This window comes from Nostoc sp. (assembly GCF_036919815.1).
Taxonomy (GTDB): domain Bacteria; phylum Cyanobacteriota; class Cyanobacteriia; order Cyanobacteriales; family Nostocaceae; genus Nostoc.
Genome location: NZ_JBALCE010000120.1, coordinates 22,605 through 29,061, shown reverse-complemented (window position 1 = coordinate 29,061; position 6,457 = coordinate 22,605). Strand labels below are relative to the sequence as shown.

The window sequence follows — 6,457 nt, the reverse complement described above, 5'->3', positions numbered from 1 at the left end:
TGGATGCATCCGGTTCAAAGGTGGATGAACGGAGTTCCGAGGTGGATGCATCCGGTTCAAAGGTGGATGAACGGAGTTCCGAGGTGGATGCATCCAGTTCAAAGGTGGATGAACGGAGTTCTGAGGTGGATGCATCCAGTTCAAAGGTGGATGAACGAGATTCTAACTCCCCCTTGTCACCTTGTCCCCTTGTCCCCCCATCCCCGTCATCCCCCTCATATCCTCCATTTCCCAAAAGCCTCCCCAACTCTTCCACCCAGTTGGTGTAAACGCGCATTACCACCGGCAAATAATCTTGAATACCGATCGCTTTATCCTTTAAAGCTGGTACCAGTCCCGCATTCACCAGGGAACTTTTGCCCACACCCGATTGCCCATGAATTACTATCAACTTATAATCAGGGCGACCCATGCGTTCAATTAAACGTTCTACATCCAATAGGCGACCAGATGCAGCAATTTCTGGGGCAATATTTCCTTGTGGAGAGTTTGAGCGCAATGTCTCTACAAATGCCTGTTTTGTAGCTTCTAACCTACCCGCACCAATAAAAGCCCGTAAGCCAAATTGCTGTTCAATGGAACGCCGTTGCTGTTTGATTTTGTATGCTTTGAGATATTCTTTCTGCTCAAAGTAAAGCTGCTGCAAAAATCTGATAATATCCAAGTAAAGTCTGACATCTTCTAGGGGATTACCCACATCTCTAGCAGTTTCTAAGCTGAGAATCGCCTGTTGAGTTTCACCTAAATGGTATTGAGAACGACCTAAAATAAATTGATATAAGCTTAAGTCTTTTGATTTCAAATTTCTTTCGGCAATATCAGCTAAAACCTCTGATATATTCGCTGATTCCACATTAGGAATCGCAGCAAAAACTTCCAAAGCTTGCTTAACAACCTGATTTGCTTTCACCCAGTTATTTTGAGCCAAAGCCACCTCAGCTAAAAAACCGTAATCTTTGGCTAATTCCCTAAGCTGGTTGTTAGTTTGATGTACTATTAAAGCTTGTTCTGCAAGACTCTGCAACGTTTCCCATTTTTGCAAATCTCGCAAGATATCACCGAATTTAACTACTGCATTAGCAATTAAATCTTCCTGACTTTTCACTGAATATGGAAAACCTCTCTCCAAACCTCTCTCCTGCAAGGAGAGAGGCTTTGAATTCTCCCCATTCCCTAGTAGGGAAGGGGGTTGGGGGGTTAGGTTTCGCCCCACATTACGTGAAAAGTCAATTAAACCTGGACTTTGAAACTGATAAATAAAATTTATATACTCTTGAACATAATGCCAAGTTGCTTGCCAATCTGGATGATTGATATCTTGATGTTTAAAAGCTTTGAGATAACAGCAAAAGCCAATCTCACCAAGGACTTTTGCCTGTCGTTCTAAATTATTACTTTGCTCCCAAAGCTCTAAAGCTTTGTGATAATGCTGTAGCGCCGAATCTTTGTGATTATTTATCTGTTTGATAAAACCTAATAAAGATTCTAAATTAGCTTGAGTTTCTAAATTATAAACATCTGGCTGATTGAGTAAATCTCTTTGCGCCGCTTGTAACTCATTTTCCAATTTAATATATACATCGACGCTAAATTTTAAGTTATTACTAAACCATTGATTAGCTGTTTCGCTGATAAAATCTATCAATTCCTGCGTTGTTATGGCAAAATTTCTCGTAGTTGCCCAACTTTCCAAATCTGGTGCAAGCTGTATTAGTTGCTTGTAGATTTCATCGTCAATCCATAACACTAAGGGAAAAGCAAAATTCTTGCGAAACTCCTCCCGCACCTGATTAGCAGAAGTTAACATCACAGACAAATTCTGCACTGACTCCAAACCCACAACCATTACACAGGCTGGTATTTCTTCGCCGAATTCTGACTGAATCGCAGTATAAAGAGTCCTGTGAGATTGCTGCACCGCCAAAACACGAATTTCGACTTGACAAATTTCCCGCAATCTGGAGATTAAGCGATCGCGCAAGCTAGCATAATTACACCGTGCCAAAATCAGCTTAAACTGTCCCACAGAGGATTCAATCGCCCAAGCTAATTGTGTCAGAGTGCGTTCGCTGTTTACATGGTCATCTTCTGGTGATTGCGAGTCTGTCATAAACACAAAATTAAACGTCCTGGCGTTTTAACTCCTGTATCAATACTTGAGTGCGCTTGCTAGCTTCTCTTGCTTGCTGTCTAAAATACTTGGCTTGCTGACGGTCACTTAAACACACTTCAGATGCTTTTCTACTAAATTCAACAGCTTGTTTACTGAGTTCTTTAATCCGAGTCTTTAACTCTGGGATTGTTTTCATATCTCCTCCTGTTCGGAAATTACAATCTTTAAATTTTCTATTTCTTCATAAAGTCTATCGGCTCTACTGGCTAGTAAGCTAGCGTCCTCAAAATCGTTGTTTTCTACAGCTTTATCCGAGGCGGAGTACAATTCTTCTGTGATTTGGTGCAATTGTGCGTAAGCTTTTAACAAAACATTTCTGGTTTCTGCTTTCATAATCTAATTATTCATCGCTCTCCTACCTCCCAATACTGTTCGGTTAAGGCAAGAGACGCGATGAATCGCCTTCTCTACAATAATCATTGCAACTCACTCGCCTCAGCCAAAACGGGATTAACATCAAACCAAGACTCGCCACCATCCCGATATTCAAATACAAACCGACTGCGGATCAGTTTTTGATATCCTTGATCATCACTCACCTTTTTCCTTTCCTTGACATGACGTAACAATTGCCACTCATCATCAGAAATCGGTAATATTATTTCATTCCGCCGAGAACGAATCACTTGCTCTAAGGTTTCACGGGTTAGGGGAAGACTCATTTCTTCCATAATCCAGGTATTTACCAGCCTCAGCACGTCCCGCACATGACCACCGCTCATTTTACATAACCGCTCTAGACTAGCAGCACTATCAAAAATCTCGGTAATTTTATTTAAACGTTCCTCTGGTGTCAACTCAGGAAAAGCTCTCGCTAATACCATCTGCTGCATCAGTGCCATTCCCTCTACATGAACACTACCATCAGTCCTTTGTACAGGTACCATTGGTAACACCTTGGGATCTTCTGGGAAACGCTGAGTCAGCATTCCGTAATCATTGGAAAACTTCAAAGCCAAGGGCATGGTGTAGAGGAGATGACAATTAAGCCTTGTCAAAAACTCACCCTGATCGACAAATAAATATTCCTGCTGCGGACGACCCCAAGGTTTGGCACGATTATCTATGCGGTCAAGATTATCGACAATTACCACCAGACCATTTTTACCCTGCTGTTTGAGTTTAGCGATCGCCGGTTCTAATAATTCTTGATTAATCGCTTCCAGCAGCTTAGTTTTTTGCGGTGCCAAATACTGATTGAGTTTTTCTCGCAGCGTGGGGTCATTTTTTATCTTTGTAGTGATTTCACCAATGCCCACAGACAGAGACAACTTTTCTTTTTCTGAACTGACACCAAAATCGCCGACATTTGGAACCTTAACTTTTACTCCCGTTACCTCGGAGTTTAAGACCTTCCAAGCACCTTGGAGCAACTCATTAAACTTGTTGGGTGCCTCCAATGTAATTTTATCCAGACTTTGACTCACCCGACGAGCGATCGCTAACAGCACATCAGCAATATCGACATCAGTCATTTCCAGGTCTTCACTGGACTCAAAATAGACGACATGGAAGCCTAACTTTTCCAGTTCCGCCTGTAACCGTAATAATTCTGTCGATTTTCCACAACCAATATGCCCAGTAAATAAAGTGCAAGTGGGTTCATTGGGCTTAAAAAAAGTAATCTTCTGCTTCAGCTTGCCAAGAATATCACCACCTCGTACCGAGGAAAAATCGATGTAATACTTGCCATCAGAGCTATTATTGACAAACAGAGTTCTGCTGGGATCGCTAGCTTGATAAAATTCCCGTAAATCTATGGGCATAACCTGGTAGTGCAATTATCTCGTATTGTCTTAACATATCCTTGTTTAAAAGGATAAAGTTATTTACATCTTCGGATCTCAATATTTCGGAGAATTTTTGCTTTTGCTGCCTCAAAGGTGAGTAGACGGTATTTTTAGGTAAATTCAATTATTAAACGAGGTAATTAAAAGTTTGGTTTAGCGCCATGTCCAAGCGACCAAAACTCTTAGTATCTATCGGAGAGGGCTATTCCGGGTTAGGATGATGACTAGCGATGCCTTGAATTAGATATCGATATTGAATTGTTGAAATTTTATGGACCATAGTCCACCAGATGGCAGTATCAACCTCCTCTGAACTGGCGAGTAAGTCTCCCAGCGCGGGGGAGACTTAGGAGATATATATCATGCTTACACAAGATATTCGGGATTTGCTGGCTGATACTACCGATTTAAACCAGTTGAAATGGGATTTAAATTGCTTACAACCGGTGGATGTGGGAGAATACATTACACAATTACCTGAACAACAACGCGCGATCGCATTCCGTTTACTCAACAAAGGTCAGGCAATTGATGTATTTGAATATCTGCCCACAGAGGTGCAGGAAGAACTAATTAATTCTCTGCATGATGTTCAGGTAGTGCAACTTGTAGAAGAGATGAGTCCCGACGAACGGGCAGAATTGTTTGATGAACTACCTGCTGGGGTAATCAAACGGCTATTGCAAGAACTGAGTCCAGAACAAAGGCAAGCAACAGCAACGATTCTCGGCTATCCAGAAGGTACTGCGGGGCGGGTGATGACAACCGAATATGTCCGGTTGCGCGAAGGATTGACTGTAGGCGAAGCCCTAAGCAAAATCCGCCGTCAGGACGAAGACAAGGAGTCGATTTACTACGCCTACGTCACAGATGACAACCGGACGCTGGTGAGAGTTGTTTCACTGCGCCAGTTATTGTTTACCTTTCCCGATGTTTTCATCAAGGATATTGCTAGCGATCGCGTCATTAAGGTGAAAACTGAAACCCCCCAAGAAGAAGTGGCGCGAATCATGCAGCGCTATGACCTAATCGCTATCCCCGTGGTTGACCGCGAAGACCGATTGGTAGGCATTATCACCATTGATGATGTCATGGATATTTTGGAAGAGGAAGCCACAGAAGATATTCAAAAAATGGCGGGTGTGAGTGGTGATGAAACAGCTTTATCTTCTCCCCTACTCACCATCCGCAACCGCTTGCCTTGGCTATTGGGCATCATGGCATTGTATATTGGTGCTGCCAGTGCGATCGCGCCTTTTCAATCTGTAATTGCCGCAGTGCCAGTTTTAGCAGTGATCATGCCAATATTTTCTAACACTGGTGGTACTGTTGGTATTCAATCATTAACGGTAACAATCCGCAGCTTAGGGGTGGGCGAGGTAACACCCAAAGATACCTTGAAAATTCTCCGCAAAGAACTTCTAGCAGGTTTAGCCACAGCCCTAGTTTTAGCCACAACGATGATTCTGCTTTCCTTAATTTGGGCGCGACCCCAAGAGCGATGGGTGGCTTTAATTGCTGGAATGGTAATGGCAACTAATACAATTGTGGCTGTTACACTCGGCACTTTACTGCCAATGGGTTTGAAACGACTGAAGCTTGACCCGGCACTAGTTAGTGGCCCGTTGGTGACTACAATGCTAGATACAATTGGGTTTTTAACGTTCCTTACCCTGATTTCTTGTGCTTTAAATGTTTTCCATTTACCAAGTTAATAAGCTGAAAAATGTCTAATTGAAAAAAAGAGCATAATTTTTTATTTGTTAAAACCCTTCCCCGTAAGGGTTTTGTTATAATCAATCGTCAATGACCATAACGATTCATCTACGCAAAAATCGGCTGTAAATTTAAAATAAAACCAGGGAGAACATCTTCACCAGATAAACTTGTAGGAGATTGTAAAACTTCTGGTGCAACATTTGGACGATAAATTATTACTTGTTTCTCTTTGGGATTAATTAACCAACCAAGTAATAATCCCAAAGCTAAGTATTCCAGTATCTTGGCTTGAGTGTCTTCCACATCATCAGTTTCGGAAACCAATTCTAGTGCAAAGTCAGGACACAAGGGGAGATATTTTTTTGTTTGTTGTGGTGTGAGAGCATCCCACCGTTCCATCTTTAGCCAAGAAGCATCAGGAGAACGAGTTGCACCATTGGTAAGTTTAAAACCAGTGGAAGAATTAAAGGCTTTTCCTAAATTTTTTTGACTGTTCCAAAACCATAGTTGACCTAACAAATCAAAATTACGGTTTCCCGTTTCTCCTCCAGTGGGTGGCATGATTACCAATTCTCCTTCAGCAGTTAATTCCAAACGCAACTCTTTATTCACAGCAACAATCTGCTCAAATTCCTCATCCGTAAATTTGAGATTAGGAGGTAATTGTAAAGTTAAAGCAGTCATAATTAATTCCGCTCCACGAAATTCTAGTTGGGTTACACCCATGCGCTGCCAATAGGGAAGACTAAACCTCTACCTCTACTTTAGACAGGTA

6 protein-coding genes are annotated in these 6,457 nt (G+C 42.0%); 1 reads left to right on the top strand and 5 read right to left on the bottom strand.

The genetic code is table 11. The features are described from left to right. From V7K15_RS27240 to V7K15_RS27225, 4 genes are all read right to left on the bottom strand, one after another. Positions 1 to 2,110: nSTAND1 domain-containing NTPase (locus tag V7K15_RS27240; RefSeq protein WP_442949720.1), on the bottom strand; the 2,110-nt coding region annotated here is incomplete at its 3' end. A gap of 10 nt (positions 2,111 to 2,120) precedes the next feature. After that, entirely contained in the window at positions 2,121 to 2,309 is a 189-nt protein-coding gene (locus V7K15_RS27235) for a hypothetical protein (RefSeq protein WP_334910696.1), read from the bottom strand. Next, positions 2,306 to 2,506 (bottom strand): hypothetical protein, encoded by a 201-nt coding sequence (locus V7K15_RS27230; protein WP_334910694.1) that lies wholly within the window; start codon positions 2,504 to 2,506, stop codon positions 2,306 to 2,308. Before V7K15_RS27230 ends, V7K15_RS27235 begins: the two co-directional genes overlap by 4 nt. A gap of 83 nt (positions 2,507 to 2,589) precedes the next feature. Further along, a complete protein-coding gene (locus tag V7K15_RS27225; RefSeq protein ID WP_334910692.1) occupies positions 2,590 to 3,939 on the bottom strand; it encodes an ATP-binding protein in 1,350 nt (449 codons plus the stop codon). 386 nt (positions 3,940 to 4,325) lie between these two features. On the opposite strand from V7K15_RS27225, the gene mgtE reads away from it, so the two are divergent. Continuing rightward, complete coding sequence (gene mgtE / locus V7K15_RS27220) at positions 4,326 to 5,678, top strand: magnesium transporter (RefSeq protein WP_334910690.1); 1,353 nt, start codon at positions 4,326 to 4,328, stop codon at positions 5,676 to 5,678. A 109-nt stretch (positions 5,679 to 5,787) separates the two neighbouring features. Here the strand turns inward: mgtE and V7K15_RS27215 are convergent, their stop codons facing one another. Beyond that, on the bottom strand, positions 5,788 to 6,366 hold the full coding sequence (locus V7K15_RS27215) for a Uma2 family endonuclease (protein WP_334910688.1): 579 nt from the start codon (positions 6,364 to 6,366) through the stop codon (positions 5,788 to 5,790). Positions 6,367 to 6,457 lie beyond the last annotated feature (91 nt).